24 protein-coding genes are annotated in these 25,699 nt (G+C 70.8%); 11 read left to right on the top strand and 13 right to left on the bottom strand.

Annotation, left to right across the window (positions count from 1 at the left end; genetic code table 11):
* Nucleotides 1–28: 28 nt before the first annotated feature.
* The 8 genes from AC1DWP_RS13075 to AC1DWP_RS13040 all read left to right on the top strand — a co-directional run bounded on the left by AC1DWP_RS13075 (nucleotide 29) and on the right by AC1DWP_RS13040 (nucleotide 8,627).
* Nucleotides 29–1,477, top strand: a complete 1,449-nt coding sequence (locus AC1DWP_RS13075) for an aldehyde dehydrogenase family protein (RefSeq protein WP_477614906.1) — start codon at nucleotides 29–31, stop codon at nucleotides 1,475–1,477.
* Nucleotides 1,474–2,394 carry an aldehyde dehydrogenase family protein gene (locus AC1DWP_RS13070; protein ID WP_477614905.1) on the top strand — a complete coding sequence of 307 codons (921 nt, stop codon included), beginning with the start codon at nucleotides 1,474–1,476 and terminating at the stop codon, nucleotides 2,392–2,394. Before AC1DWP_RS13075 ends, AC1DWP_RS13070 begins: the two co-directional genes overlap by 4 nt.
* 24 nt (nucleotides 2,395–2,418) lie before the next feature.
* Nucleotides 2,419–3,024: a uridine kinase family protein gene (locus AC1DWP_RS13065; RefSeq protein WP_477614904.1), complete on the top strand. Its 606-nt coding sequence runs from the start codon at nucleotides 2,419–2,421 to the stop codon at nucleotides 3,022–3,024.
* An 87-nt stretch (nucleotides 3,025–3,111) separates the two neighbouring features.
* A complete protein-coding gene (locus AC1DWP_RS13060) occupies nucleotides 3,112–4,293 on the top strand; it encodes a DUF7847 domain-containing protein (RefSeq protein ID WP_477614903.1) in 1,182 nt (393 codons plus the stop codon).
* A complete protein-coding gene (locus AC1DWP_RS13055) occupies nucleotides 4,290–4,937 on the top strand; it encodes a DUF4129 domain-containing protein (RefSeq protein ID WP_477614902.1) in 648 nt (215 codons plus the stop codon). Before AC1DWP_RS13060 ends, AC1DWP_RS13055 begins: the two co-directional genes overlap by 4 nt.
* Nucleotides 4,934–6,262, top strand: coding sequence for a DUF4350 domain-containing protein (locus tag AC1DWP_RS13050; RefSeq protein WP_477614901.1), 1,329 nt, complete (start codon nucleotides 4,934–4,936; stop codon nucleotides 6,260–6,262). Before AC1DWP_RS13055 ends, AC1DWP_RS13050 begins: the two co-directional genes overlap by 4 nt.
* Nucleotides 6,259–7,335 carry an AAA family ATPase gene (locus AC1DWP_RS13045; RefSeq protein WP_477614900.1) on the top strand — a complete coding sequence of 359 codons (1,077 nt, stop codon included), beginning with the start codon at nucleotides 6,259–6,261 and terminating at the stop codon, nucleotides 7,333–7,335. The genes AC1DWP_RS13050 and AC1DWP_RS13045 overlap by 4 nt, the downstream gene beginning before the upstream one ends.
* On the top strand, nucleotides 7,335–8,627 hold the full coding sequence (locus AC1DWP_RS13040; RefSeq protein ID WP_477614899.1) for a DUF58 domain-containing protein: 1,293 nt from the start codon (nucleotides 7,335–7,337) through the stop codon (nucleotides 8,625–8,627). The genes AC1DWP_RS13045 and AC1DWP_RS13040 overlap by 1 nt, the downstream gene beginning before the upstream one ends.
* Nucleotides 8,628–8,661: 34 nt before the next feature.
* On the opposite strand, the gene AC1DWP_RS13035 is transcribed toward AC1DWP_RS13040, so the two are convergent.
* Nucleotides 8,662–9,657 carry a stage II sporulation protein M gene (locus AC1DWP_RS13035; protein ID WP_477614898.1) on the bottom strand — a complete coding sequence of 332 codons (996 nt, stop codon included), beginning with the start codon at nucleotides 9,655–9,657 and terminating at the stop codon, nucleotides 8,662–8,664.
* Between the two features lie 22 nt (nucleotides 9,658–9,679).
* Here AC1DWP_RS13035 and AC1DWP_RS13030 point away from each other — a divergent pair, with 22 nt between their 5' ends.
* Nucleotides 9,680–10,504, top strand: a complete 825-nt coding sequence (locus AC1DWP_RS13030) for an RDD family protein (protein WP_477614897.1) — start codon at nucleotides 9,680–9,682, stop codon at nucleotides 10,502–10,504.
* Here the strand turns inward: AC1DWP_RS13030 and AC1DWP_RS13025 are convergent.
* Both AC1DWP_RS13025 and AC1DWP_RS13020 read right to left on the bottom strand, forming a co-directional pair.
* The gene (locus AC1DWP_RS13025; protein WP_477615305.1) at nucleotides 10,501–11,607 is read right to left on the bottom strand and encodes an adenosine deaminase; all 1,107 of its coding nucleotides are present in this window, start codon (nucleotides 11,605–11,607) and stop codon (nucleotides 10,501–10,503) included. The genes AC1DWP_RS13030 and AC1DWP_RS13025 overlap by 4 nt on opposite strands.
* Before the next feature lie 83 nt (nucleotides 11,608–11,690).
* The gene (locus AC1DWP_RS13020) at nucleotides 11,691–12,056 is read right to left on the bottom strand and encodes a cupin domain-containing protein (protein ID WP_477614896.1); all 366 of its coding nucleotides are present in this window, start codon (nucleotides 12,054–12,056) and stop codon (nucleotides 11,691–11,693) included.
* A 108-nt stretch (nucleotides 12,057–12,164) separates the two neighbouring features.
* Between AC1DWP_RS13020 and AC1DWP_RS13015 the strand changes: the two genes are divergently transcribed.
* Nucleotides 12,165–12,764, top strand: coding sequence for a TetR/AcrR family transcriptional regulator (locus tag AC1DWP_RS13015; protein ID WP_477614895.1), 600 nt, complete (start codon nucleotides 12,165–12,167; stop codon nucleotides 12,762–12,764).
* 115 nt (nucleotides 12,765–12,879) lie between these two features.
* Nucleotides 12,880–13,872, top strand: a complete 993-nt coding sequence (locus AC1DWP_RS13010; protein WP_477614894.1) for an alpha/beta hydrolase — start codon at nucleotides 12,880–12,882, stop codon at nucleotides 13,870–13,872.
* On the opposite strand, the gene AC1DWP_RS13005 is transcribed toward AC1DWP_RS13010, so the two are convergent.
* The 10 genes from AC1DWP_RS13005 to AC1DWP_RS12960 all read right to left on the bottom strand — a co-directional run bounded on the left by AC1DWP_RS13005 (nucleotide 13,853) and on the right by AC1DWP_RS12960 (nucleotide 25,685).
* Entirely contained in the window at nucleotides 13,853–15,142 is a 1,290-nt protein-coding gene (locus AC1DWP_RS13005; protein WP_477614893.1) for a thymidine phosphorylase, read from the bottom strand. The two genes, AC1DWP_RS13010 and AC1DWP_RS13005, sit on opposite strands and share 20 nt — an antisense overlap.
* Before the next feature lie 122 nt (nucleotides 15,143–15,264).
* On the bottom strand, nucleotides 15,265–16,167 hold the full coding sequence (locus tag AC1DWP_RS13000; RefSeq protein WP_477614892.1) for a DUF559 domain-containing protein: 903 nt from the start codon (nucleotides 16,165–16,167) through the stop codon (nucleotides 15,265–15,267).
* Nucleotides 16,168–16,336: 169 nt separating this feature from the next.
* Nucleotides 16,337–16,735 carry a cytidine deaminase gene (locus AC1DWP_RS12995; RefSeq protein WP_477615304.1) on the bottom strand — a complete coding sequence of 133 codons (399 nt, stop codon included), beginning with the start codon at nucleotides 16,733–16,735 and terminating at the stop codon, nucleotides 16,337–16,339.
* A gap of 84 nt (nucleotides 16,736–16,819) precedes the next feature.
* A complete protein-coding gene (locus AC1DWP_RS12990) occupies nucleotides 16,820–18,085 on the bottom strand; it encodes an ABC transporter permease (RefSeq protein ID WP_477614891.1) in 1,266 nt (421 codons plus the stop codon).
* Entirely contained in the window at nucleotides 18,082–19,200 is a 1,119-nt protein-coding gene (locus tag AC1DWP_RS12985) for an ABC transporter permease (RefSeq protein WP_477614890.1), read from the bottom strand. Before AC1DWP_RS12985 ends, AC1DWP_RS12990 begins: the two co-directional genes overlap by 4 nt.
* Nucleotides 19,197–20,663: an ABC transporter ATP-binding protein gene (locus AC1DWP_RS12980; protein ID WP_477614889.1), complete on the bottom strand. Its 1,467-nt coding sequence runs from the start codon at nucleotides 20,661–20,663 to the stop codon at nucleotides 19,197–19,199. Before AC1DWP_RS12980 ends, AC1DWP_RS12985 begins: the two co-directional genes overlap by 4 nt.
* Before the next feature lie 268 nt (nucleotides 20,664–20,931).
* A complete protein-coding gene (locus AC1DWP_RS12975; protein WP_477614888.1) occupies nucleotides 20,932–21,981 on the bottom strand; it encodes a BMP family lipoprotein in 1,050 nt (349 codons plus the stop codon).
* A 146-nt stretch (nucleotides 21,982–22,127) separates the two neighbouring features.
* Nucleotides 22,128–23,342, bottom strand: a complete 1,215-nt coding sequence (locus AC1DWP_RS12970; RefSeq protein ID WP_477614887.1) for an amidohydrolase — start codon at nucleotides 23,340–23,342, stop codon at nucleotides 22,128–22,130.
* Between the two features lie 77 nt (nucleotides 23,343–23,419).
* Entirely contained in the window at nucleotides 23,420–25,099 is a 1,680-nt protein-coding gene (locus AC1DWP_RS12965) for an acyl-CoA mutase large subunit family protein (protein ID WP_477614886.1), read from the bottom strand.
* Between the two features lie 106 nt (nucleotides 25,100–25,205).
* Nucleotides 25,206–25,685 carry a GbsR/MarR family transcriptional regulator gene (locus tag AC1DWP_RS12960; protein ID WP_477614885.1) on the bottom strand — a complete coding sequence of 160 codons (480 nt, stop codon included), beginning with the start codon at nucleotides 25,683–25,685 and terminating at the stop codon, nucleotides 25,206–25,208.
* Nucleotides 25,686–25,699: the final 14 nt, after the last annotated feature.

Raw genomic sequence — 25,699 nt, 5'->3', positions numbered from 1 at the left:
CCCCACAGATCCTGAGGAACCTCAAGCCATGGCCAAGTTCGAGTACGCACCGGCGCCGGAGTCCCGCGCGGTCGTCGACATCAAGCCCTCCTACGGGCTGTTCATCAACGGCGAGTTCACCGACTCCCAGGGCGGCTCGGCGTTCAAGTCCATCAACCCCTCCACGGAGGAGGTCTTGGCGGAGATCACGTCGGCGAGCGACGCCGACGTCGACCGCGCGGTCGCCGCAGCCCGTCGTGCCTACAACGGCGCCTGGGGCCGGATGTCCGGGGCCGACCGCGGCAAGTACCTCTTCCGCATCGCCCGCATCCTGCAGGAGCGTGCGCGCGAGTTCGCCGTGCTCGAGAGCATCGACAACGGCAAGCCGATCAAGGAGAGCCGCGACGTCGACGTGCCCCTGGCCGCGGCGCACTTCTTCTACCACGCAGGCTGGGCCGACAAGCTCGACTACGCGGGCCTGGGCACCAACCCCCGCCCCCATGGCGTCGTGGGCCAGGTCATCCCGTGGAACTTCCCGATCCTCATGCTCGCGTGGAAGATCGCGCCGGCGCTGGCCACCGGCAACACCGTGGTCATCAAGCCGGCCGAGACCACCCCGCTGACGGCTCTGCTGTTCGCCGAGGTGGTCCAGCAGGCCGACCTGCCGCCGGGCGTGGTCAACATCATCACCGGCGCCGGCGCGACCGGTCAGGCCATCGTCGACCACCCCGACATCGACAAGCTGGCGTTCACGGGTTCGACGGGGGTCGGCAAGATGATCGCCCGGTCGATCGCCGGCACCCGCAAGAAGGCCACCCTCGAGCTCGGCGGCAAGGCTGCCAACATCGTCTTCGACGACGCCCCGCTCGACCAGGCCGTCGAGGGCATCGTCAACGGCATCTTCTTCAACCAGGGTCACGTCTGCTGCGCCGGGTCACGCCTGCTCGTGCAGGAGAGCATCGCGGATGACGTCGAGAAGCGGCTCAAGCGCCGCCTCGAGACCCTGCGCGTGGGTGACCCGCTCGACAAGAACACCGACGTCGGCGCGATCAACTCCAAGGCGCAGCTGCAGCGGATCGTCGAGCTGACCGCAGCCGGCGAGGCAGAGGGCGCCGAGCGCTGGGACAACGGGTGCGAGCTGCCCAGCAAGGGCTTCTGGTTCCGGCCGACGGTCTTCACCGGCGTCAGCCAGGGCCACCGCATCGCCCAGGAGGAGATCTTCGGACCCGTCCTGTCGGTGCTGACCTTCCGCACACCGCAGGAAGCCGTCGCCAAGGCCAACAACACCCCCTACGGCCTGTCCGCGGGCATCTGGACCGAGAAGGGCTCGCGCATCCTCTGGATGGCCGACCAGCTCCGCGCCGGCGTCGTCTGGGCCAACACGTTCAACAAGTTCGACCCGACCAGCCCGTTCGGTGGCTACAAGGAGTCGGGCTACGGCCGGGAGGGTGGCCGCCACGGCCTCGCCGCCTACGTCACGACGGGAGACAGCAAGTGAGCCCCACCGCCACGCGGTCGACAGGCACCGACGCTCGCGTCGACGTCAGGAAGACCTACAAGCTCTACATCGGCGGCAAGTTCCCGCGCTCCGAGTCGGGCCGCTCCTACGAGGTCGTCGACGGGCGCGGCAAGTTCCTCGCGAACGCCGCCCAGGGCTCCCGCAAGGACGCCCGGGACGCGGTCGTCGCCGCTCGTGGCGCCTTCGGCGGCTGGGCCGGCGCCACGGCATACAACCGTGGTCAGGTGCTCTATCGAGTCGCCGAGGTGATGGAGGGGCGCCGCGACCAGTTCGTGGCCGAGGTGCGCGCCAGCGAGGGCCTCGCCGAGCGTCGTGCGGAGACCGTCGTCTCCCAGGCCATCGACCGCTGGGTCTGGTATGCCGGGTGGACCGACAAGCTCGCCCAGATCCTCGGCGGCCTCAACCCCGTGGCAGGGCCGTACTTCGACATCTCGGCACCCGAGCCGACCGGTGTCGTGGCCGTCCTCGCGCCGCAGCGCAGCTCGCTGCTGGGTCTGGTCTCCGTCCTCGCCCCGGTGATCTGCTCCGGCAACACCGCGGTCGTGCTGACCAGTGAGCTCCGCCCGTTGCCCGCGATCACCCTCTCCGAGGCGCTGGCCACGTCCGACGTCCCCGGCGGGGTCATCAACCTCATCACCGGACGCACGGCCGAGGTCGCGCCCTGGCTCGCCTCGCACCGCGACGTCAACGCCATCGACCTGAGCGGTGCGGCCGACGCCGAGGGAGTCAGCTGGGGCGACCTCGAGCTGGCTGCCGCCGAGAACCTGAAGCGCGTGGTGCGACCTGCCGGCGAGGGCTCCGACGCGGTCGAGCCCGACTGGTCGCGCACGCCCGACCTGTCGCGCATCACGGCATTCCTGGAGACCAAGACCGTCTGGCACCCCAAGGGCCGCTGACCCTTGACCCCACCCGCACCGGACGTGGACACCACCGCCCGGGTGGTGGTCCTTGCCGGTCCCAGCGGCGCCGGGAAGTCACGGCTGGCCGCGCGACTCCAGGGTGCCCACGGCTGGCCGATCGTCCGGCTCGACGACTTCTACCGCGACGAGGACGACCCGGCGATGCCCCGCAGCGAGGAACTGGGCATCGTCGACTGGGACCACCCCGACTCGTGGGACGGTGCCGCCGCCGTCGACGCCCTCGCCACGCTCGTGACAACCGGTGAGGTCAGGACCCCCGTCTACGACATCGCGCGCAGCCGGGCCGTGGACACGACGACCGTCCGGGCCGCACCGCACGACCTGATCCTCGCGGAGGGCATCTTCGCAGCCGAGATCATCGACAACCTGCGCGACCGGGGCCTGCTCGCCGGCGCCTACTGCGTGCACCACCACCGCGTGGTGACCTTCGTGTGGCGGCTGCTGCGCGACCTGACGGAGCACCGCAAGCCGCCGTGGACGCTGGTCCGCCGTGGCCTGGCCCTCATGCGCGACGAACCCCGGGTCGTCGCGCGCCAGGAGTCCCTCGGCGCGACCTCCGCCCGCGCCAAGGACCTCGAGCCGCTGCTGTCGGCCCTCGCCCGCTGAACGAGCGGGCGAATCTCGCGGCTCGCTGCCCGCATGACACCCCGTTCGGTTAGGGTTCCACCACGTCAGCGAGGGGGATGTGCGCACATGACCGACCCGCAGTGGGTGGCTCCTGGGACCAGTGGGCCAGCAGAACCGGTGGCCACCACGGGTGGGCACGCGGCATACCCGCCAGTGCCTCCAGGTGCGCCGGCGGGGCAGCCAGCCGGAATGCAGCCCGGGCATCCTGGGCAAGCCGGACAGCCCGCCGGGTACGGCTTCCCGGCGGGTGCTCCGTGGCCCGCGCACCCGGCGATGGAGTTCCGGCCAGGGGTCATCCCGCTGCGGCCGCTCGCCCTCGGCGACCTGTACGGCGCGGTGATCAAGGCGATCCGTGGAAACGTCGCCGCGACCATGGGCCTGGCCTTCGTCACCACGCTCGTCTTCCTCGTGCCGACCACTGCGCTCGGCGCGTGGGTGGCCTCGCAGGAGTCGCTGGACATCGGGTCGAACCAGGACATCTTCCCGGCGGCAGGCACGCTGGGTTCGCTGATCCCGTCGCTGGGGACCTCGGGGTCGACGATCCTGCTGACGGGGTTCGTGGCGTTCGTGATCAGCCAGGCCGTCATGGGCCGCCGCGTGACTGCCGGCCAGACGTGGGAGGGCACGCGCGGCAGACTCCTGCCCCTGGTCGGCGCCACCATCGTGACCGGTCTGGTCATCGTGCTGGCCCTTGCCGCCGTCCTCGTGCTGCCCGTCATCGGCGTCGTCGGCGCCGTCTCCTCCGCCAACGACTCGGGAGTGGTCGGCGCCGTACTCCTTGCCATCCTCGCCGGCCTGGTCGCCATCGTCCTCGTGCTGTTCCTCTCGACCCGACTGGCCTTCGTGGGCGTGGCTGTCGTCCTCGAGAAGGCCAGCGTCGGTGAGGGCATCGCGAGGTCCTGGAGACTGACGTCCGGCAGCCAGTTCTGGCGCGTCCTCGGCATCAGGATCCTCACTGGCATCATCGTCGGGATCGCAGCCCAGATCCTCGCGTTCCCACTCGCGATGGTCGGCGGTCTCGGCATCGTCGCCACGGGAGATCCCGCGAACCTCTACGTCTGGCAGGCGGTCATCTCGGGCGTCTCCGGACTCATCACGGGAGCCCTGACCACGCCCTTCACCGCCGGCGTGGACGCGCTCCTCTACGTCGACCAACGCATCCGCCGCGAGGGCTTCGACGTCCAGCTGATCGCCGCGGCCCAGGACGACGTGACGCGGCAGTGGCCGGGAGCAGCCGCCGGGAGATGACGAGCCTGACCGCCCCCTTCGACGGCCCACCCCTCGACCCCAGCTCGCCGGAGGCCCAGCAGTGGCTGCGTGACGAGCTCGCCAACGGCCAGTACGTCACCGAACCCTCCCTCTGGCAGCGGTTCATGGAGTGGCTGGGCACCCTGTTCGCCGGTCGGTCCGGGCCGGGCCTGCTCCCCTCCTGGGGCGTGGTCCTCGTGGTCGTGGTCATCCTGGCCGTCCTGGTCCTGGTGGTCCTGCGGCTGATTCGTCCCGAAGCAGTGACCAGACGACGTGGCGGCACGGCTGCCCCCGTGGACGACGAGGGGCTCAGCGCGGCGGACTACCGCGTTAGGGCTCGAGAGGCGGCGGACCGCGGAGACTGGGACTCCGTCCTGCTGGACGGCTACCGGGCGCTGGCCGCCTCGGCCGTGGAGCGCACCCTGCTGACCGAGCTCCCGGGCCGCACGGCCCACGAGGTGGCGCTGGCCCTGACCCCGGTCTTCCCCGACCAGGCGGAGGCCCTCGCAAGCGCCGCGTCGTCCTTCGACGACGTCCGCTACGGCCACCGACGGACCACCCGGACCCAGGCCGTCACCACGACCGAGCTCGACGCCGTGCTGCTGCGGACCAGGCCGCAGCTCGGACGACTGGTCGCCCCGTGACTGCTGGATCGGGCACCGGCGGTTCGGGCACCGCTGGTTCGGGCGCCGCTGGGTCGGGCGCCCCTCGGTCGGGCACCGGCCTGCAAACCCGCGGCGGTCGTGCGACGCGGATCCGCCGAAGGGCCGTGGGGGCGCTGGCCGTGACGCTCGGCGTGGGAGCCCTCGTGGTCATGGCACTGGCCACGACGGCCCCGGACCAGCTGCTCGACCCCGACGAAACCGGGCCTGCCGGTGGCAGGGCCATCGTGGAGGTGCTGCGCAAGCACGGCGTCGAGGTGGAGGTCGTCCGGTCGATCGGCGCGCTCGCCGACGCCCAGCCGGGCTCGGGCAGCACCGTCGTGATGGCCAACTCCGCGTATGTCGGCCGCGACAGCGCGACCACGATGGCTCACGTGTCCGCAGGGGCCGACCGGCTGGTGCTGCTCGACCCGACGGCGGCCCAGCTCGCCGCCCTCGACCTGCCACTGACCTCGGGGGCCCTCGAGGCCCAGCTGTCGTTGACGGCAGGGTGCACCTCCGCGGTGGCGCGCGCCGACGACACGGCCTTGCTGGTCGACACGCGGTTCATCCCGGTGAAGCGCGGGAGCGGCAGGCCGGCCACGCTGTGCTTCGCCCTGCCCGATCCCCGCGGCGGCGATCGGGCAACGGGCGACCGGACAAAGGGCGACCAGGCAAAGGACGACCCGGCAACGGCTGCGGGGTTCGGGTTCGGGGCGGCGATGGCAACGGTGCCCGCCGCCGCCGACCACCCCGAGGTCGTGGCACTGGGCATCTCGGCCGCGTTCACCAACCGCTGGGTCGACGACGAGTCGCACGCCGGCCTTGCCATCCGTGCGCTCGGCCACTCGCCGCGCCTCGTCTCGTACCAACCGGGCCTCGGCGACCTCGCGAGCTTCACCGGTGAGCCGACGGACGGCGGCTGGCCGGTGTGGCTGGCGCCCGCCTCCGCCGTGCTCGCGACCGCGGTGGTCCTCCTCGCGTTCGTCCGCGGGCGTCGGATGGGTGCGCTCGTCACCGAGCCCCTCCCCGTGGTGGTGCGCGCCGTCGAGACCACGGAGAGTCGCGGCCGGATCTATCGCCGCGCCCGCGACCGGTCCAGGGCCGCCGCCATCCTGCGGCAGGGCACCATCGAACGGCTCGCCCGACGGCTCGCAGTGCCGCCCCATGCGGCGCAGCTGGTCCAGGCGGCTGCCGCAGCAGCGACAGGTATGCCGCCCGCCCAGGTCGCGACGCTGCTCGCCGGCCCGCCCCCCACCACCGACGTCGACCTGCACCACCTGGCCAACGCACTGACCGATCTCGAGGAGAGGGTCCGCCGCTCATGAACGACCAGCCCCACCCCACCCCAGCCCTGGCCGACCAGGCCCAGCCCCCAGGGCCGGGTCAGGCCCAGCCCGCCGCACCGGGCCTGGTCCAGCCCGTCGCACCGGACCGCCCGGCGATCGCCGCACCCGATGCCCGGGCAGCCCTCCTGGCCGTCCGCTCAGAGGTCGCCAAGGCCGTCGTCGGGCAGGACGCCGCCGTCGCCGGGCTGCTCGTGGCCCTTCTCTCCCGCGGGCACATCCTGCTCGAAGGAGTCCCGGGCGTCGCCAAGACCCTGCTCGTGCGCAGCCTCGCCGCCGCCCTCGACGTCGAGACCAAGCGCGTGCAGTTCACCCCCGACCTGATGCCCGGCGACCTCACCGGATCACTGGTCTACGACGCGTCGTCCAGCGACTTCACCTTCCGCCGGGGGCCGGTCTTCACCAACCTCCTGCTCGCGGACGAGATCAACCGCACACCACCCAAGACCCAGTCGGCCCTGCTCGAAGCCATGGAGGAACGCCAGGTCAGCGTGGACGGCCGGGCCCACCCGCTGCCCCAGCCGTTCATGGTCGCCGCGACCCAGAACCCCGTCGAGTACGAAGGCACCTACCCCCTGCCGGAGGCACAGCTCGACAGGTTCCTGCTCAAGGTGACCCTCCCCGTCCCACCACGGGACGACGAGATCGCGGTCCTGCGCCGTCACGCCTCTGGGTTCGACCCTCGCGACCTTCAGGCGGCCGGGCTGCGGCCGGTCGCGTCGGCGGCGGACCTCGCGGCAGGTGCCGAGGCGGTTCGCAGTGTCGAGATCTCGGACGAGGTCACGGCCTACATCGTCGACATCGCCCGGGCGACCCGGAACTCGCCGTCGCTGGCGCTGGGTGTCAGCCCGCGCGGCGCCACGGCGCTGATGGCGACGTCGCGGGCGTGGGCCTGGATCAACGGGCGCGGCTTCGTCACCCCCGACGACGTCAAGGCCCTCGCCCACGCGACCCTGGCTCACCGGTTGTCCCTGCGCCCGGAGGCCGAGCTCGAGGGCGTCAGCGTCACGGCCGTCCTCGACAGCGCGCTCGGAGCTGTGCCGGTCCCCCGCTGATGAGCCTGACCTACCGCGCCGTCACGCTGGCCCTGCTCGGGCTGGTGCCGGTTGCCCTGTGGCCGCGGGGCGACACGGTGCGGTGGTGGTGGGTCGCGATGCTGGTCCTCATAGGGGTCGATCTCCTGCTGGCCAGCTCTCCTCGCTCGCTGACCTTCGTCCGGGAGGGGCCGGCCCAGGTGCGTCTCGGCGAGCAGACCTCGACGTCGGTCCTGGTGACCAACGCGGGGAGGCGCCCACTGCGCGGCGCCGTCCGCGACGCCTGGCCGCCTTCCGCGGGGGCCGCAACCACGCGGCATACCGTGGCCATCGCTGCCGGGGAACGCACCCGGGTGACGACAACCCTGACCCCCACCCGCCGCGGAGACCGCACCGCGCACCGGGTGACAGTGCGCTCCACCGGACCGCTGCGCCTCGCGGCGCGGCAACGGTCGTTCGAGGTCCCGGGGCGGCTGCGGACCCTCCATCCGTTCCCGGCCCGCAAGCACCTGCCCAGCCGCTTGGCGGTCCTGCGGCAGCTGGACGGCCGGGCCGCCGTGCGCATCCGGGGGCAGGGCACGGAGTTCGACAGCCTGCGCGACTACGTCGACGGCGACGACGTGCGGAGCATCGACTGGCGCGCCACCGCACGCCGCCAGCACCTGGTGGTGCGCACCTGGCAGCCCGAGCAGCACCGCCGCATCGTCATCGTGGTCGACACGTCGCGAACCTCCGCGGGCCGGGTGGACGACGCTCCCCGCCTGGACGCAGCCATGGACGCCGCTCTCCTGCTCACCGCCCTGGCCGGGCACGCACGTGACCGCGTGCAGGTGATCGCCGGTGACCGCGTCGTGCTGGCCAGGGCCTCCGGCGCCGACCGCGCCACGCTGCTGCACGACACGATCAGCGCGCTCGCGCCCATCGAGTCCCGGCTGGTCGAGGCCGACTGGGGGCTGCTCGCCACCGAGATCAGCCGGCTCGGCACGCAACGCGCCCTGGTGGTCCTGCTCACGCCGCTCGAGTCCGCCGCCGTCGAACAGGGGTTGCTGCCCGTGTTGCCGGCCCTCAGCGCCCACCACCGGGTGGTGGTCGCCTCGGTGGCCGATCCCGCGGTCGCGCGGATGCGCACGACCCGCGACACCGTGGCCGAGGTCTATGAGGCGGCCGCCGCAGAGCGCACGACGTCGCTGCGGCGACGCACTGCGGCCGCGCTCGTCAGGCTCGGAGTGGACGTGCTGGACGAGCCGCCGGAGCAGCTGCCTGTTCGGCTGGCCGACCACTACCTCATGCTCAAGCGACAGGGTCTGCTCTGACCTGGGAACACCCGAATCCGGCTTCCTCCGACGATCAGGCGGCCACCAGCGGCTGGTCGCCGATGTCACGCGCGTCGATGTCTCCGGTCACTCCGTTGCGGTGGGCGCTCCGTCCGACCACGAAGACGTAGGCGAGGAAGGCCGACTCCGCCAGGACACCGATGCCGATCCGCGCCCACGTCGGCAGTCCCGACGGCGTCACGAAGCCTTCGATCGCTCCACTCACGAGGAGCACGAACACCAGCCCCGTGGCGATCGCGACCGACGTGCGCGCCTCGGCCGCCAAGGCCTGAAGTCGCGTGCGCGGACCCGGCTCCACCCAGGACCAGAACAGCCGTAGGCCGACCGCCGCAGCGACGAAGACGGCAGTGAGCTCGAGCAGGCCGTGCGGCAGGATCAGGCCGAAGAACAGACCGGTGCGGTCGTGGGCCATCATCAGGGCAGCCACGACGCCCACGCCCTGCACGTTGGTGACGAGCACGTAGACGACGGGCAGTCCCAGGACCCCGAAGGCGATGCACTGGGCCGCGACCCAGGCGTTGTTCACCCAGACGAGGGTGGCGAACTCGTGGTGCGGGAACTCGCTGTAGTAGTGCTCGAAATCGGTGCCGACGTAGGCCTGGATCTCGGCCGGGGTGAGCTGGCTGGCGTAGACCTCGGGGTGCCGCAGCGTCCACGCGGCGACGAGGGCGATGACCAGGAGGCTGCCCAGCGCGGTTGTCGCCCACCACCACCGGGTGCGGTACAGCGCGGCGGGAAAGGTCCGGGTGAAGAAGCGCAGGAGGTCGACCCACGTGTTCGTCCGGGTGCCGACCATCGCCACCCGCGCGCGGGTGAGCAGCATGGACAGGTAGGCCACGACCGACGGGTCGGGCGAGGCCGACCGGACGACGGACAGGTCGGTGGAGACGCGCTGGTACAGGTCGAGCAGCTCGTCACCCTCGGCACCGGACAGACGGCGTCGTCCGGCCAGCTCCTCGAGTCGCCCCCAGTACCGGCTGCGTGCGGCGACATACGCATCCAGGTCCACGGCGTCACTCTATGCTTCGGCCATGAGCACGGGGGCCGGTTACCGCAGCTACGCGAGCGACGACATGGTCACCGGCGAAGGGGTGGCCGTCGAGCTGCCCATCGCCGGCGTTCCCTCCCGAGCCGCCTCCGGCATCATCGACCTGTTGGTCGCTGCGGTCCTGCTCGTGGCGGGCTCGATCGCGGCGGGCGCGGTGTTCTCCGGCACGTCCGACGCGGTGGGCCGGACGGTCGTGATCCTGTTGGTCGTGGGGGTCACCGTCGGCATCCCGACCGTGGTGGAGACGGTCACCCGGGGCCGAACCCTGGGCAAGCTGGCGCTGGGGCTGCGGGTGGTGCGCGACGACGGTGGTCCCATCACGGCCCGGCACGCGCTCACCCGGGCCCTCGTCGGGTGGCCCGAGATCTACCTGCTCGCGGGTGCGGGCGCGATGGTGGCCTCCCTGGTCAGCCCGCGCGCGAAGCGCCTCGGCGACATGGCGGCAGGCACCTACGTCGTGTCGCAGCGCGCCACGATGCGGTTGTTGCCCCCTCCGGTCATGCCGCCCCCGCTGGCGCAGTGGGCATCCCAGGCCGATCTGGCTGCGCTGCCCCCGGGACTGGCCATCGCCGTCCGTCAGTTCCTCGGGCGGGCCGCCGGGCTCACTCCGGCCTCACGGGAGGAGCTGGGCCAGAGCCTGTTGCGCTCGGTGCTGCCGCACGTGTCGCCACCGCCCCCACCGGGCATCCACGCCGAGTACGTCCTCGCCGCCGTGATCGCCGACCGTCGTCGCCGTGACGCCGAACGCCTGGCCCGTGAGGACCACCGCCGCGAGCAGCTGCTGCCCGCGGACCCGCTCGACCGCTAGCGCGCCGACGTGGCCCGGACCTGCTCCTCGAGTGCGGCGTAGCCGGGCTTGACGACTCCCTCGATGATGGCCAGCCGCTCCTCGAAGGGGATGAACGCGGACTTCATCGCGTTGATGGTGACCCATCGCAGGTCGTCCATCGTCCAGCCTGCGTCCTGCACGAGCAGTCCCATCTCACGCGACATCGAGGTGCCGCTCATCAGGCGGTTGTCGGTGTTGACCGTCACCCGGAACCGCAGCCGCTTGAGCAGTGAGATCGGGTGCAGCGCAACGGATTCCGCCGCACCGGTCTGGACGTTGCTGCTGGGGCACATCTCCAGCGGGATGCGGGTGTCCCTGACGTATGCCGCAAGGCGGCCGAGGTGCACGTCGTCCGTGTCAGCGGCGACCGCCGCCGCGACGTCGTCGCCGAAGGCCTTGTCGCCGACGGTGATGTCGTCGACGATCCGGACGCCGTGCCCGAGCCGGTCGGCCCCGCACCACTGGATCGCCTCCCAGATGCTCGGCAGGCCGAACGCCTCGCCCGCGTGGATCGTGAAGTGGGCGTTCTCGCGACGGAGGTACTCGAAGGCGTCGAGGTGCCTGGTGGGAGGGAAGCCCGCCTCGGCGCCTGCGATGTCGAACCCGGCGACACCCTGGTCGCGGTAGCGGACCGCGAGCTCGGCGATCTCGGTGCTCTTGGCCGCGTGGCGCATCGCGGTCAGGAGAGCGGTGACCCGGATGGGCGTGCCGGCCTTTGCAGCCTGCCCCTCGCCTTCGCGGAACCCGGCGTTGACGGCTTCGACGACGTCCTCGAGCGCAAGTCCCTCGGAGAGGTGCTGCTCCGGCGCGTAGCGGCTCTCGGCGTAGACGACGCCGTCGGCGGCCAGGTCGAGGACGCTCTCGCGAGCCACTCGACGCAGCCCCTCGGCGGTCTGCATGACGGCTAGCGTGTGGTCGAAGGTCTCGAGGTAGCGCACCAGGGACCCCGAGTCCGCGCTCTCCCGGAACCACGCGCCGAGGCTGTCGGCGTCGGTGGCCGGCAACCCGGCATACCCGATCTGGTCGGCAATCTCGACGATGGTCTGCGGACGCAGGCCGCCGTCGAGGTGGTCGTGCAGCAGCGCCTTGGGCGCCCGCCTGACCTGGTCGTCAGCGGGGTCCGCGACGGTGTCGGTGCCTCCGGAGGACCCCTTGCGACCGAAGATCACGCGCCTTCCTCCTCGTCCCGGTTGACCGTCTCGGGACTGAACGCCGGCAGGCAGACGGCGACGTACTCGGCACCCTCGGACCCGGTCGAGTAGCGGATCCGCTCGCCGGCGCGGGTGACGACGCTCTGGCCTGCCTCCACGCGCAGCTGGCCACCGTCGTGGTCCACGAGCACGGCACCGGCGATGACGAGGGTGATCTCGTCGAAGGCCGGGGCCTGGAAGGGCTCCGTCCAGTCGGCCGGCGCCTTCATGTGGGCCACCGAAACTGCCTCGCTGCCGGTGTTCACCCGGCCGACGTGTTCGTCGATGATCTTGCCGCCGGGCACGGGAATGGTCGTGGGGGTCGCGATGAGCTCAGGCACAGGGCCACCCTAGCCCTGAGCGTCCGACCCGGCCGGGCGGCCTGGCGCCCGGACGGGATTGCCCGTAGGGCCTTGCGAAGTGCGAACGGTCGTGCTTTTATTGATCGCGTGAGCAAGGGAGACGAGACACGCGACTCGGTGCTTCGTGTGGCGCTGGCCCAGTCGAGCCAGGTCGGGCTGCGGGGCATCACGATCGGCGGTCTCGCCGACGCGATGGACATGTCCAAGAGCGGGCTGTTCGCGCACTTCGGGTCCAAGGAGGGGCTTCAGTCCGCCGTGATGGACTACGCGGCCGAGGCGTTCACCCAGCTCGTCATCCGCCCGGCCCTCAAGGAGTCTCGCGGTGAGCCGCGCCTGCGCACCCTCTTCGACCGCTGGCTCGGGTGGGGCGGGTATGCGGACTACGCACTGCCAGGCGGATGCATCTTCATCTCGGTGGCGAGCGAGTTCGACGACGCACCCGACGGCCCGGTCCGCAGCAAGGTCGTCCAGACCGAGAGGGACCTGCTCGACACGATCGAGACCATCGTCCGCGGCGGCATGACCGAGGGCCAGTTCCGCGAGTCGACCGACCCGGCCGCCTTCGCGCACGACCTGCTCGCCATCGTCCTCGGCTACAACTTCTCGGCACGCCTGCTCCACGACCCGGCGGCCGCCACGCGGGCCCAGGACGCCTTCGACCGGCTTATCGACCACATCCGCGCCTGATCCCCATCCCACCCAGGAGGTACCACTCATGTCGCTCGAAAAAAGCACGATCGATCGTATTGTCGTTCGTCCGCGTCCCGCCCGTGTGGGTGCCGTCCCGGCCTCCCGGACCACCGTGGCAGCAGGCGCTCCGCCCGCGGGCATCGCCGCTCCGCCCGCGGACATCGCCGCTCCGGCACAGGGCGTCGCTGCTCCGGCAGAGGGCGCTGCCACCGCGGCGACAGGTCTCCCGGTCTCGCCCGCGCTGAGACGGCTGTTCGCGTTGCTGGAAAGCCGGTCCCCCGCCCTCGGCGGACTGCTCGCCGAGCGGCTGTGGTTCCGGCTGCCGGCCAGCCCGGCGGCAGCGGTACGCGCCACTCGGACCCCCAGCGGCGGGGAGGCCTTCGAGGTGCAGTGGGCCCACGGCACCATTCGCGGCCGGGTCTACGGCGACTGGGGCAACCCCACGGCATACCTCGTGCACGGCTGGGGCGGCTGGTGGCAGCAGCTCGGCGCCCACGTCGAGCCGCTGGTGGCCCGCGGCCTGTGTGTGGTGGCGTTCGACGCCCCGAGCCACGGCGACTCCGGGCCCGGTGTCCACGGGAGTCGGTCGACGACGTTCGTGGAGATGGCGGAGGCGCTGGCGGCGGTGGTGGACGAGTTCGGCCGGCCCACGGTCGTGGTGGCCCACTCCGCCGGCGGGCTCGCGGCAGTCCACGCCCTCGGACTGGGGGTGCAGCCCGACTCACTCGTGCTCATCGCCCCGCCGGATGGCGTCGAGTCGATGCTGCCGGCCTTCGCGTCGGCCCTCGGGGTCGGTTCCCGGTCCCAGCAGGTGATGGTGCGCCGCGCTGAGCGCCGGGTCGGAACGCCGGTGGCCGAGCTCGACCTCTTCACGATGGCCGCGGCACACCCGTCGCTGCCGCACCTGCTGGTCGTGCACGATCGGGGCGACCAGGAAGCACCCCTCGCCGGTGGCGTGGCCGTCACCAAGGCGTGGCACGACGCCCGCCTCGTCGTCACCGAGGGACTCGGTCACCGCCGGGTGCTGTGGAACCCCAACGTCGTCGAGCGGGTGACGTCCTTCGCGGCGGAGGCCGCCGCGCGGGTCAGGAGATCTTCTCGATGACCAGCGGCAGCAGGTCCGGTCGCGATCCTTCGGGAGCGATGGTGAACGCGCCCTCGAGCGACTCGAGTGCCCGCTCGAACCGCTCGGGGGTGTCGGTGTGCAGCGTGAGCAGGCGGTCGCCTCCCCGGACGGTGGCGCCCGGCTTGTAGTGCATCACCACGCCGGCGCCGGCCTGCACCGGGTCCTCCTTGCGCGCCCGACCGGCACCGAGTCGCCACGCCGCCACCCCGATGTTGAGGGCGTCGAGCTCGGTGAGCACGCCGTCCGCCGGGACCAGCACGTCGTGGCTCTCCTTCGCCACGGGCAGGGTCGCGTCGGGGTCGCCACCCTGGGCCCGGATCATGGCCTTCCAGGCATCCATCGCGCGGCCGTCCTTGAGCGCGTCGGCGGGATCGACGTCCTCGCGCCCGGCAGCCGCGAGCATCTCGCGGGCCAGGGCGAGGGTCAGCTCGACGACGTCCTCGGGGCCGCCACCCGCCAGCACCTCCACCGACTCGCGCACCTCGATGGCGTTGCCCGCCGTGAGGCCGAGCGGGACCTGCATGTTGGTCAGCATCGCGACGGTCTTGACCCCGGCATCGGTGCCGAGATCGACCATGGTGCGCGCGAGCTCGCGGGCGTCCTCGACGTTCTTCATGAACGCACCGCTCCCCACCTTCACGTCGAGCACCAGCGCGCCCGTACCCTCGGCGATCTTCTTGCTCATGATCGAGGAGGCGATGAGCGGGATGGCCTCGACGGTGCCGGTGACGTCGCGCAGGGCATAGAGCTTCTTGTCGGCGGGGGCCAGCCCGTCGCCGGCGGCGCAGATGACCGCACCGACGTCCTCGAGCTGCTGCATCATCTGCTCGTTGCTCATGGCCGCCCGCCAGCCGGGGATCGACTCGAGCTTGTCGAGGGTGCCCCCGGTGTGCCCGAGCCCGCGGCCGGACAGCTGGGGCACGGCCACGCCGCACGCCGCGACGAGAGGTGCCAGCGGCAGGGTGATCTTGTCGCCCACCCCACCGGTCGAGTGCTTGTCGGCCGTCGGACGCGACAGGCCGGAGAAGTCCATCCGCTCGCCACTGTTGATCATCGCGCCGGTCCAGCGGGAGATCTCGCGACGGTTCATCCCGTTGAGCAGGATCGCCATGGCCAGGCTGGACATCTGCTCGTCCGCGACGGCCCCGCGCGTGTAGGCGTCGATCACCCAGTCGATCTGCCCGTCGGACAGCTCGCCCTTGCCCCGCTTGCTGATGATGACGTCGACGGCATCGAAGGCTTCACTCATGGGGCCATCGTGTCAGACCTGTCGTAGCCCCGACCATCCGTGCCCGGGGTGGCACCGTTGCACCCCGGATGCGGCATTTCACGTCGATCCGTGGCTTCCGGGTCGCCGGTTGCCGCGGCAGCTCACCCTCGAAAGTGCAGCCGCCACTCGTCCGAGGTCACCGCTGCTGGTATGCCGCAGCTCACCATGGCGTCGACGACGCGCTTCAGGGTGCGCTCGGGTTCGCGGTAGATCCCCTTGGACAGGACGACCACGATCCGCCAACCGTCCCGGTCGAGGTCCTCGCGCCGCTCCACGTCGCGCTCCCACTGCCGCTGGGACTCGGCGTGCTGGCGTCCGTCGTACTCGATCGCGAGCCGGTACTCGGGATACGAGAGGTCGTACCGCCGGACCCAGCGCCCCGTCGCGTCGAACTCGATGTGGTTGACGACAGGCTCCGGCAACCCGGCCAGGACGAGGAGCAGGCGCAGCCGGGTCTCCATGGGCGAGTCGACCCCGCTCCGCACCAGTGCTGCGGCGCGACCACTCAGCGCTCGGCCACGACCACGCACGGCCCCCGCCGCCTCGACCAGGGACGTCGGGGTAGCGCGTCGCCGGCGGACGAGGGAGTCGCCCAGCACCACGATGTCGACGAGGTCGAGGTGGGCGGCCAGGTCGCTGAAGGTGTCCTCCGCCGTCGTCACCGGCAGGCCGGAGATCTTCGCCCTCGCCGCCGAGGTCAGCCGGCGGGACTCGATTCCGGGCACCCGCATACGCCCGGTCGGCAGGCGGAGGTGGATACGGGAGTCCGAGGGCACCACCCCGCCCAGGAGCTCGGCGGCCGTCGGGCCGGCGACCAACGCACCCGCCGGCGCGAGCCGTAGCGCAGCGCGGGCGCGAAGGCGTGTGTCGACCGGCACGTCGGACGCGACATACACGCTGGTGAACAGCCTCCGGAAACCCGGACCACCCAGGCGCCGGTCGCTGATGCCCGCGGCCACGGCGTCAGCGCGGGTGAAAGGGCTCTGCCGGTCGAGAGAAGTCACGAGACCACGGTGGCGCATCCCGCGACTCGTCCAGCCGCTCATCCACAGGTGCGGATCTGCGCCGCGGAGGCCACAGATCGACCTCGATCCGGCCCAGGCGGGTGGATCTGCGCCCTCGGGTCCACAGATCGACCTGGGGGCGCGGGTGGCCGAGCTGCACGGGCAGGGGTCAGGCGGGGTGGCGGGCTGCGTTCAGCGTGTCGGGGCCGAAGGCTTGGGGCAGCACCTCGCGCATCGGCAGCACCCCTTCGGGGGTCAACAGCAGGCAGTCAGGCCCGCCGTTCTCCCAGAGGAGCTGGCGACAGCGCCCACACGGCATGAGCGGTTCGCCATTGCCACCGACACAGGACACCGCCACGAGCCGCCCGCCACCGGTCGCGTGCAACTCCGAGACCATGCCGCACTCGGCGCACAGCCCCACGCCGTAGGCCGCGTTCTCGACGTTGCACCCGGCCACCAGCCGACCGTCGTCGACGATCCCCGCGACGCCGACCGGGAAGTTCGAGTACGGCGCGTAGGCCCTGCCCATGATCTCGATCGCCTTGGCGCGCAAGGCTTCCCAGTCCACGTCCTCCGGAGCAGGAGGTGCCGTATGCCGCGCAGCCGGCTCCGCGGCATACCCCTGCGGTTGCGTCCCGGCGTCAGGGCACACCTAGTGGCCCTCGCCCTTGCGATAGATCTGCCCGTCGGCGGCGGGCATCCGCAACCGTTGCGACGCGAAGGCCAGCACGAGCAGCGTGGTGACGTAGGGGGTGGTGCCGGTGAGCTCGGCCGGGACGGCGTCCGCGGCGAAGTACCACCAGCCGACGAGGACGCCGACGACGATGGCCAGGGCGCCCTGGACGATGCGCTGGTTGCGCACGATCTGCCACACCCCGACGGCCACGAGGAGCACCGCGAACAGGAGCAGGAACGCGTGAACTGCCGCCCCACCGCGCAGCTGCAAGGCGTCGGTGTAGCCGAACAGCGCCGCACCGGCGAGCAGGCCACCAGGTCGCCAGTTGCCGAAGATCATCGCGGCGAGGCCGATGTAGCCACGACCACCGGTCTGACCGTCGCGGTAGATGCTCGCGGCAACCAGCGCCAGGAAGCCACCGCCCAGGCCGGCGAGCCCGCCGGAGATGACGACGGCGAGGAACTTGTAGCGCATCACGTTGACGCCGAGCGACTCCGCCGCGACAGGCGACTCACCCACTGATCGCAGCCGCAGGCCGAACGCCGAACGCCACAGAACCCACCAGGTCCCGACGAACAGCAGCACCGCGAGGATGGTCAGGATCGACACGTTGGTGCACAGTGCGCGCAGCACTGCGGCGACGTCACTGACGAAGAACCAGTCCTTCTTCTCCACTGTGCCGAGCCCGCTGGACACACCGGGAAGGGTGAAGTCCGGCAGGTGCCCGACCTGCGGCGACTGGGTGGGGCCACCGCCGGGCAGTCCGTTGAAGAAACGGGCGGCAAGGTACTTCGCGACGCCGAGGCCGATGATGTTGATGGCGACACCGGAGACGATGTGGTCGACCCCGAACGTCACGGTGGCGGTCGCGTGGATCAGGCCACCGAGCATGCCCATGGCGATCGCGCCGAGGACGCCGGCCCACGGACCCATGTGGTAGCCGAAGAACCCGGCCCCCCACGTGCCGAGGATCATCATGCCCTCGAGGCCGATGTTGACCACGCCCGCGCGCTCCGACCAGAGGCCACCGAGGCCGGCCAGGCCGATCGGGACGGCCAGGCCGATGGCCGCGGCCAGGGCACCGGACGACGCGATGTCGTCGGCACCGGTGACCACTCGCAGGACCGAGATCACGGCGATCGCACCGATCGCCACGATGGACCACTCGCGGATGCCGAACCGTCGCCGCTTGGGACGGTCCGGCACGGCCTTGGTGCCGACCTCGAGTCCGAGGGCGCTCATGCCGGGGCTCCTTCCGGGGCGGGGGCGGCTTGTCGCTGGGCGGCAAGCTCACGGGCGACGCGGGACTGCTCGATCCGCTTGTCGGCCCGGCGAATCAGCTCGTACGCGATCACGACGGCGAAGAGGATCACGCCCTGGATGATGTTGACCAGCTCCTGGGCGACATCGGCCTGGATCTGCAGGGCGTTGGACTGCACGTCCAGGAACGCCCAGAGGAGCGAGGCGAAGCCGATGCCGACCGCGTTGTTGCGTCCCAGCAGCGCGACGAAAATTCCGGCGAAGCCGAGTCCGGACTGGAACGTCGTGCCGTAGTTGTGGTCCTGCCCGAACAGCAATGGCATGCCGACGAGTCCGGCCAGGGCACCCGAGGCGATCATCGCGGTCGCCACCATCCGCGGCACCTTCACGCCGCTGGCGACCGCCGCGCTCTCGGAGCGACCGGTCGCCCGCAGGTCGAAGCCGAACCGCGTCCTGCTCAGCACGAACCAGTAGAGGAACCCGACCAGCAGGGCCAGGATCAGCAGCGTGTAGACGCGGTTCGTGGCGCCGGGGATGAGCTTGAAGCCCTCGAGCTGCGCCGACTCCGGGATGGTCTTGGTCTCGATGCTGTTCGAGCCCGGCCGGGGGTTGGCGATCTTCACCAGGAGCCAGCTCACCACACCGGTGGCGATGGCGTTGAGCATGATCGTGGAGATCACCTCGGAGACGCCGCGCTTCACCTTGAGGTATGCCGCGATGCTGGCCCACAGCCCACCGGCCACCATCGCGACGGCGATGGACACGATGATGTTGAGCCACCCGGGAAGCCAATCCTGGCCTGCGAAGACGGCGGCCGCGAAGACCGCGACGCGGTACTGGCCGTCGACGCCGATGTTGAACAGGTTCATCCGGAAGCCGACCGCGACCGCGATGGCCGAGAGGTAGAACACGGACGCCGCGTTGATGATGTTGACGCTCTGGCGCGGCTTCGGCACGGCGAGGATGGTCTTCCAGACCTCCCACACCGGGTCGCCGACGGCCACCAGCACCAGCGAGGTGACGACGAACGCGACGACGAGCGCGAGGACCGGCGCCGCCAGGCTCATCAGGATCCGGCGCACGTTGAGGGACTTCACCGCGACTCCTCCTTCTCGCCGGCACCGGTCATCGCCGCACCGAGGTCCTCGGCCGTCACGTGGTCGGGGTCGAAGTCGCCGGACAGCTTGCCCCGCAGGATGACGCGGATGGTGTCGGACAAGCCGATCAGCTCCTCGAGGTCGGCCGAGATGAGGAGCACCGCGAGGCCCTCGCGTCGCGCGTCACGGATGAGGTCCCAGATGCTCGACTGGGCGCCGACGTCGACGCCACGGGTCGGGTGGGCGGCGATCAGGACTTTGGGCTTGTGGCTCATCTCGCGGCCGATGATGAGCTTCTGCTGGTTGCCACCGGAGAGCGAGCCCGCGGTGACGAAGATCGAGGGAGTGCGGACGTCGTAGGCCTTGACGATGCGCTCGGTGTCGGCCTTGGCCGCAGCGGCATCGATGAGCTGACCCTTCACGTTGGGGGCCTCGGTCTGGTGCCCGAGGATGCGGTTCTCCCACAACGGCGCCTCGAGCAGGAGGCCGTGGCGGTGCCGGTCCTCCGGGATGTAGCCGACACCGGCCTCCCTGATCTCACGGGTGTGCCAGTCGGAGATGTCGACGTCGCCGAGGAAGACCTGGCCCGAGGTGGGCTCACGCATACCCATGATGACCTCAACGAGCTCGGCCTGGCCGTTGCCCTCCACCCCGGCGATGCCGAGCACCTCGCCGGCGTGGATGGTCAGCGAGATGCCGTCGAGGAGCGGTCGGCCGGTGCCGTCGCCCAGGACGAGGTCGTCGACCTTGAGCAGCACGCGGTCGGTGACCGTGGACTCCTCGGTCGTCGGGGAGGGCAGCTCCGAGCCGACCATCAGCTCGGCGAGCTGGCGTGCGTTCACGGACTTGGGGTCGACCGTGTCGATGGTGGTGCCGCGCCGGATGACGGTGATCGAGTCGGCGACCTTGAGCACCTCGTCGAGCTTGTGCGAGATGAACAGCACCGTGAGTCCCTCGTCCTTGAGCTCGGCGAGCTGGTCGAACAGCTCGTCGACCTCCTGCGGCACGAGGACGGCGGTGGGCTCGTCGAGGATCAGGGTCTTGGCGCCGCGGAACAGCACCTTGAGGATCTCGATCCGCTGGCGTGCGCCCACTCCTAGGTCGGCGACCAGCGCATCGGGGTCGACGTCCAGCTTGTAGGCGCCCGAGATCCGCGTGATCTCGCGTCGCGCGCCGTCGCCGATCCCGTGCAGCTTCTCCGCACCCAGGACGACGTTCTCGAGGACAGTCAGGTTGTCGGCGAGCATGAAGTGCTGGAAGACCATGCCGATGCCGGCCGCGATGGCGTCGGACGGGGAGTGGAGGTTGACCAGTTGCCCGTCGATCTTGATGGTGCCCTCGTCGGGGCGCTGCACGCCATACAGGATCTTCATCAAGGTGGACTTGCCGGCGCCGTTCTCCCCGACGATCGCATGGACCGTCCCGCGTCGCACCGAGAAGGCGATGTCCTTGTTGGCGACCACACCCGGGAAGCGCTTGGTGATCCCCTCGAGCTCGACGGCTGGGACACCACCCTCGGTCGTGGTCTGCGTCAGCGGTGGGGAGGCAGTGATGGTTCACACTCCGTGGTCCGGGCCCGCGGCGTCGCGGGCGGGTGGCGCGATTCGGCACCTGCGGCAAGGGTCGAGGCGCCGCGTGCTGGGTCGTTCAGGCAAGCACACGGCCCGGGTCAGACGCTACCGCGCCGCCCGGGCCGTGTGTTGCCCACATGCTCGACAAAAGAGGTGTCGATCAGGGCTTTTCGGGAACCGTGATCTTCTTGTCGATGATCTGCTGCTTGTAGTCGTCCAGCTTGGTCTTGATGTCGTCGACCTGACCGCCGGTCGTGGAGTAGTCCACACCGCCAGCCTTGAGGTCGTAGATGTTGTTGCCGGTCTTCTCCTTGCCGTCGGCCGCCGACTTGATGAAGTCGTAGACCGCGACGTCGACCTTCTTGATCATCGACGTCATGATGACCGAGCGCACGTCCGCCGGAGCGGTCAGGGCCTGGTCGGAGTCGACACCGATGGCCAGCTTGCCGGCAGCCTTGGCGGCCGTGAAGACGCCACCACCGGAGCCGCCAGCGGCGTGGTAGACCACGTCGGCGCCCTTCTGGAACATGCCGTCAGCAGCAGTCTTGCCCTTGGCCGGGTCATTGAAGCCGCCGAAGTCCGGCGGCTGGGTGAGGTACTGGGAGTCGATCTTGATGGCCGGGTTGACGGCCTTCGCCCCGGCGATGTAGCCAGCCTCGAACTTCTTGATCAGCCCGACGTTGACGCCACCGACGAAGCCGATGTGGCCCGTCTTGGACTTCAGAGCGGCCGCCGCACCGACGAGGAACGAGCCCTCGTTCTCGGCGAACGTGATCTGGTCGACGTTCGGGCCCTTCGAGTCGTCCGACGCGTCGTCGACGATCGCGAAGTGCACGTCCGGGTTGGCCTTGGCAGCCTTGCCGACCGACTTGGCGTAGGCGAAGCCCACCGCGACGATGTGGGTGTAGCCGGCGTCAGCCAGCTGCTGGAGGCGCTCCTCACGGGCGGCTTCGTTCTCACCGTTGACCGCGGCGGCTTCCTTGGTGTCCACCCCGAGCTCGGTCTTGGCCTTGTCCAGGCCTGCCGCAGCGGCGTCGTTGAACGACTGGTCACCGCGACCGCCGACGTCGTAGGCCATGCCGACCTTGACGTCGCTCTTCTTGCTCGAGCTCGAGCTGGAGCTGGAACCGCTGCCCCCGGCGTTGTCGCCCGAGTCACCACATGCGGCGAGGGTCAGTGCTGCCACCGACATCACCGCGGCAACCTTCATCGTGTGACGCAAGGCTGTCTCCTGTTCTTTGATTGCACGAGGCGCTGTGCTGCGCCACTAGGGCGTGAGGATAGCCCGACGAACTGCTGGGTAACTCGGCCTTGAGGCACTTGGGACACAAACCGTTACCGATCCGCGACTGTCCCTCAACCGGGCTGCGGCGCTCCGACCGGCGTCTTGACAACGCCGGCCACCACCACGCCGGCGAGCACCCGGGCGCCCTGGACGACCGAGTCGTCGTCGACCACGAGGTCGCCCTGGTGGAGGTCGTAGGTGTGCCCGCCCGGCGTGCGCGTTCCCAACCGCGCCATGGCACCTGGAACCTTCCGCAGGTACCACGCGAAGTCCTCGCCACCGAGCGACTGCTGCGTTCCCAGGGCCGTCAGGCCCGCACCCTCGGCCGCGGCCCGGAAGACCTCGATGGCCTCCGCGTCGTTGACCACCGGAGGCACTCCCTGGACGTGCTCGAGTACTGCCGTCACGGCATACGGGGCGACGATGTGCTCCACCGCCTCGGCGAGGAGGGGGCCGATGGTGGTCCACGCGTCGGCGTCGAGCATCCGCAGGGTGCCGGCGATCGTGCCGCTGGACGGGATCACGTTGGCGGCCTGGCCGGCATGCACCTCGCCCCACACCAGCGCGAACGCCGTCCGCGGGTCGAGCCGGCGGGACAGGACGGCCGGCAGCTCGGTAACCACCTTGGCCAGCGCGAAGGTGAGGTCCTCGGTGAGGTGGGGCCGCGACGTGTGGCCACCCCGCCCCGCGAGGTGCACGGTCACGCGGTCAGCTGCTGCGGTGATCGCACCGTCACGCAGGCCCACCGTACCGACGTCCAGGCTGGGGTCACAGTGGACGGCGAAGATCGCGTCGACGTCGTCGAGGGCACCCTCGGCCAGCAGGTCGACGGCACCGCCGGGGATGACCTCCTCGGCGGGCTGGAAGAGCAGGCGGACCCCGATGCCCCGCTCGCGCAGGGCTTCCTCGTGGGCCTTGAGCGCCAGCCCGGCACCGAGCATCCCGGCGACGTGGACGTCGTGACCGCAGGCGTGGCAGATGCCCTCGGTGGTCGAGGCCCACGGCAGGCCCGTGCGCTCCCCCACAGGCAGAGCGTCGAGGTCGGCGCGCAGCGCCACGCGGTATGCCGGCTGTTCGGCTCCGAGATCGGCGATCAGCCCGCTGACGGGCAGGCGGCGCACAGCGACCCCTGCGGCCTCGAGGCGTTCGGCGACCTTGGCGGTCGTGCGCGTCTCGCCGCGGGACAGCTCCGGGTGCGCGTGCAGGTCGTGCTGCAGGGCGAGGAGATCGGGGGCGAGGGCGTCGATGGTGGTGCACAGGTCGGCCAGCAGCTGGTTGTCGCTCATGTCAGCGGTGACTCTACCCGCGGACCGGCCCTACCCCGGCCGCGTGCCACGATCGGTGAACGAGGCGTCCCTGGCCCTCAGAAGGTCTCGCGAGGGACGTAGAGGCCCCACACGTCGCGCAGGGCGTGGCTGACCTCGCCGCCGGTCGCGCGCAGCCGCAGGGCCTCGCGCATCGGGTAGAGCAGGTTGTCGGTGCCGCGGGCCGCCTCGCGGACTGCCTCGAGGGCGGCCTCGACGGCGTCGTTGTCGCGCTCGGCCCGGAGGGCGGCGAGGCGCTCGCGCTGGTCGTGCTCGATCTGGGGGTCGACACGGAGCGGCTCGTACGGCTCCTCCTCGTCGAGGGCGAACCGGTTGAGGCCGACGACGGTGCGTTCCTTGCTGTCGATCTCGAGCGCGATGCGGTAGGCCGACCGCTCGATCTCGGACTTCTGGAAGCCCTGCTCGATCGCGGCGACGGCTCCCCCCTTGTCCTCGACGGCCTGGATGAGGTCGAGGGCGGCAGCCTCGACGTCGTCGGTCATCGACTCGACCACGTAGGAGCCGGCGAACGGGTCGACGGTCTTGGTCACGTCGGTCTCGTAGGCGATGACCTGCTGGGTGCGCAGGGCGAGGCGGGCGGCCTTCTGGGTCGGGAGGGCGATCGCCTCGTCGAACGAGTTGGTATGCAGCGACTGGGTGCCACCGAACACCGCGCCGAGGCCCTGGAGGGCGACGCGGACGAGGTTGACCTCGGGCTGCTGCGCGGTCAGCTGCACCCCGGCGGTCTGGGTGTGGAACCGCAGCATCTGGCTCTTCGGGTTCTGGGCGCCGAACTCGTCACGCATGATCCGCGCCCAGATCCGGCGGGCCGCCCGGAACTTGGCGACCTCCTCGAGCAGGGTGGTCCGCGCCACGAAGAAGAACGACAGCCGTGGAGCGAAGTCGTCGACGTCGAGCCCGGCAGCCTGCGCGGCGCGGACGTACTCCTTGGCGTTGGCCAGGGTGAAGGCGATCTCCTGCGCTGGCGTCGCCCCCGCCTCGGCCATGTGGTAACCGCTGATGGAGATGGTGTTCCAGCGCGGAAGTTCCTTGTGGCAGTAGGCGAAGATGTCGCTGATCAGTCGCAGCGACTCCTTCGGCGGGTAGATGTACGTGCCGCGCGCGATGTACTCCTTGAGCACGTCGTTCTGGATCGTCCCGGCCAGCCGGGCCGCGTCGGCGCCGTTCTCCTCGGCGACCAGCTGGTACATGAGCAGGAGCGTGGCGGCCGGGGCGTTGATCGTCATCGACGTCGACAGGTCACCCAGCGGCAGCCCACCGAACAGCGTCCGCATGTCGTCGATCGAGTCGATCGCGACACCGACCTTGCCGACCTCGCCGTGCGCGATCGCCTCGTCGGAGTCGTAACCCATCTGCGTCGGCAGGTCGAACGCGACGGACAGCCCGCCCGTGCCGTTGGCCACCAGCTCGTGGTAGCGCTCGTTGGACTCCTTGGCGGTCCCGAACCCGGCGTACTGCCGCATCGTCCACGGCCGCCCCGTGTACATGTTCGGGTAGACGCCGCGGGTGTAGGGGAACTGCCCCGGCTCACCGAGCTGGGTCTCCGGGTCGAAGCCCTCGAGGTCGTCCGCGGCATACACGGCCTTGATCGGCAGGTCGGACTCGGAGCGGGTCTGCAAGCGGTCCTCGGGGACATCGGCGGCCATGCCGCCCACGATAGTGAGCCGGTATGCCGTGTGGTCACCACTCGTGGCCCACCTCACCGTGGGCTCGGTCACCCTGTCTCCCCTTTATCGGGTCTAGGGAGAAACGTCGGCTTCACCCCGAAACGGTTCCCGGGCGAAGCCGCCCTAAGTCCCTAGACCCGATAAAGCTGGGACTGGGTCAGTAGCCGAGCTCGGCGCGGCGCTTGTCCCATCTCTGGGAGAGCTGGTGCATCTCCTCGGTCACGAACTCGAGGAACGCCACGCTGAGCGCCAGGCGGTCCCCCGCGGTCGTCCCCCGCCCACCCACCTGGTCGACGCCCTCGCGGAGGGACTGGGTCAGCGGGGCGTAGATGTTGGCCGAGTTCATCATCACGTCGTGCCAGGCGTCGTCGGCGACGACGTAGACGTCACGACGACTGCCCTGCTCGCGCTCCCGGTGGATCATCCGCATCTGCTGGAGCGAGCGCACCGCACCCGACACCGACGCGGGGCTGACCGCGAGCACCTCCCCGAGCTCGGCGGCCGTCATCCGGCCGTCGTCGTCGGCCAGCAGGGCGGCGAAGACCCGTGACGGCAGTCGCTGCATCCCCGCCGCGGTCAGGGCAGAGCCGAAGCGCTCGACGAAGCGCGACGGGTCGGCGGCGGGAGTGGAAGCCATGAAGAGAGTTTAGA

This window comes from Pedococcus sp. P2_F6, assembly GCF_056403675.1.
Note: the sequence above shows the minus strand (reverse complement) of the source record. Positions and strands in the feature narration are given on the sequence as shown.